At 69.5% G+C, this 2613-nt stretch carries 3 protein-coding genes; 2 read left to right on the top strand and 1 reads right to left on the bottom strand.

The features are described from left to right. The first annotated feature begins 15 nt into the window (after nt 1-15). Together ACOJVU_RS16990 and ACOJVU_RS16985 are read left to right on the top strand one after the other, a co-directional pair. The gene (locus ACOJVU_RS16990) at nt 16-945 is read left to right on the top strand and encodes a class I SAM-dependent methyltransferase (RefSeq protein ID WP_421530833.1); all 930 of its coding nucleotides are present in this window, start codon (nt 16-18) and stop codon (nt 943-945) included. Nucleotides 946-960: 15 nt separating this feature from the next. Beyond that, nucleotides 961-2151, top strand: a complete 1191-nt coding sequence (locus ACOJVU_RS16985) for a CoA transferase (RefSeq protein ID WP_421530832.1) — start codon at nt 961-963, stop codon at nt 2149-2151. Between the two features lie 12 nt (nt 2152-2163). On the opposite strand, the gene ACOJVU_RS16980 is transcribed toward ACOJVU_RS16985, so the two are convergent. After that, nucleotides 2164-2604 carry a response regulator gene (locus ACOJVU_RS16980; RefSeq protein ID WP_421530834.1) on the bottom strand — a complete coding sequence of 147 codons (441 nt, stop codon included), beginning with the start codon at nt 2602-2604 and terminating at the stop codon, nt 2164-2166. Nucleotides 2605-2613 lie beyond the last annotated feature (9 nt).

The raw sequence follows: 2613 nt of genomic DNA, 5'->3' as shown, positions 1-2613 counted from the left end.
GAAGGGTTGTGACGAATGGCGCGTACCGAGAACGACACGTGGGACCTGGCGACCAGCGTGGGAGCCACCGCCACCATGGTCGCGGCGGGACGGGCCCGAGCAACCCGCGACAAGCTGATCGATGACCCGTTCGCCGAGCCGCTGGTGCGGGCGGTCGGCGTGGACTTCTTCACCCGCTGGGCCGCCGGCGAACTGGACTCCGCCGACGTCGACATTCCGGGCGCGGCGTGGGGCATGCAGCGCATGACCGACATGCTGGCGGCGCGCACCCGCTACATCGACACCTTCTTCGCCGAAGCGGCGGCCGCGAGGGTGCGCCAGGTGGTCCTGCTGGCGTCGGGCCTCGACGCGCGCGCCTACCGGCTGCCGTGGGCGGCGGGCACCACGGTGTTCGAGATCGACCAGCCCCAGGTGCTCGACTTCAAGAGCGTCACCATCGCGCAACTGGGCGCCAACCCCACCGCCGAGATGCGGCCCGTCCCGATCGACCTGCGTCACGACTGGCCGGCCGCCCTGCAGGCGGCCGGTTTCGACACCGGCGCACCAGTGGCCTGGGCGGCCGAGGGCCTGCTGGGGTTCCTGCCGCCCGATGCGCAGGATCGGTTGCTGGACAACATCACCGACCTCAGCGCCGACGGCAGTCGGCTGGTCGCCGAGGTGTTCCTGAACTCGGGCGTCAACGCGCAGGCGCTGAACGCCGCCGCCGCGCGCTGGCAGGAGCACGGCCTGGTCGTTGCGCTCGACGACCTGGGCTTCCCCGGCGAGCGCAACGACGCGGCGGCCTATCTCGAGGACCGCGGCTGGCAGCCGGTGCGTACGCCGCTGAACCGGTTGCTGAGCGAGCACGGGCTGCCGCTGCAGCCGACCGACGACGCCGAGGACAGCGACAAGGCGCCGTTCGCCCGCAACTACTACTGCACCGCCGTGTTGCGGAAAGCAGCCTGAAGGAAGGCACGCCCCATGCCGGACAGCGACACCCCCAAGCCCCTCGACGGCTTCCGGGTGCTCGATTTCACCCAGAACATCGCCGGCCCGCTGGCCGGGCAGGTGCTGGCGGACCTGGGCGCTGAGGTCGTCAAGATCGAGGCGCCCGCCGGTGAGGCGGCTCGCCACATCACCGCAGTGCTGCCCGGGCGGCCGCCGCTGGCCACACTGTTCCTGCCGCACAACCGCGGCAAGAAGTCGGTGGCGCTGGACCTGGCCACCGACGAGGGCAGGCAGCAGGTGCTGCGCCTGGCCGAGACCGCCGACGTCGTGCTGGAGGGGTTTCGCCCCGGCGTGATGGAACGCATGGGCCTGGGGCCCGACGAGTTGCGTTCGCGCAACCCCAGACTCGTCTACGCCCGGCTTTCGGCCTACGGCGGCAACGGCCCGCACAGCGCCCGGCCGGGGGTTGACCTCATCGTCGCCGCCGAGTCGGGCATGACCACCGGGATGCCCACGCCCACCGGCAAACCGCAGATCATCCCGTTCCAGCTCGTCGACGCCGCCAGCGGGCACGTGCTGGCCCAGGCGGTACTGGCCGCGCTGCTGCACCGCGAACGTCACGGTGTGGCCGACGTCGTGCGGGTCGCCATGTATGACGTCGCGGCCGGCCTGCAGGCCGGCCAGCTCACGGTCCACCTGAACACGCCGAGCGCCAGGCCCGCAGATTCGTCGCCGAAACCCAAGCGGCGCAAGGGTGTTGGCTTCGCGACCCAGCCATCGGACGCGTTCCGGGCCGCCGACGGATACCTGGTGATCAGCGCATACGTACCCAAGCACTGGGCCAAGCTGTGCGAGCTCATCGGCCGGCCCGACCTGCGCGAGGACGAACGGTTCATCGACCAGCGGGCGCGGGCCCTGCACTATCCCGAGTTGACCGAGGAACTCGAAGCGGCACTTGCCGCCAGGACAGCGGCCGAATGGGTCGGGTTGCTTCAGAAGGGCGGCCTGATGGCCTGCCACCCCCACACCTGGAAACAGGTCGTGGACACCCCGCTGTTCGCGGAGAACGAGCTCGCACTGCGGGTCGGCAGCGGCGAAGACACCGTCACGGTGGTGCGCACCCCGGCCCGCTACTCCAGCTTCGGCGCCACGACCGCCGAGCCCCCGCCGGCGGTCGGCGCGCACAACGACGAGTTCCTTGCTGCACCGGACTCCGCGTCATGAGCAGTGGCACTCTCAGAGACCCGGCAGGCGCACCACCTGGATGAAGAACTCGTCGATCTGCCGAACCGCGTTGATGAACTGATCGAGGTCGACCGGCTTGGTGACGTAGGCGTTGGCATGCAACTGGTAGCTGCGCAGGATGTCCTCCTCCGCCGAGGAGGTCGTGAGTACGACGACCGGGATGCGCGCGAGGTCAGGATCGGACTTGACCTGCTCCAACAACTGGCGGCCGTCGTATTTCGGGAGGTTCAGATCGAGCAGGACGAGATCGGGCCGCACGGCGTCCTTGAACGGGCCGCGCCTGTAGAGGTAGTCCAGACCCTCTTCCCCGTCGTGCGCCACGTTCAGGTTGTTCTTGAGCTTGTTGTGCTCGAACGCTTCCCGGGTGATGAGCTCGTCTCCCGGATCGTCCTCGACGAGCAGGATTTCGATCGCTCTACCGTCCGAGGTCATTGCTGGGCT

The sequence above is a fragment of the Mycobacterium sp. THU-M104 genome, assembly GCF_049197365.1.
Taxonomy (GTDB): Bacteria; Actinomycetota; Actinomycetes; order Mycobacteriales; family Mycobacteriaceae; genus Mycobacterium.
This window is presented reverse-complemented; position numbering and strand designations above follow the sequence as displayed.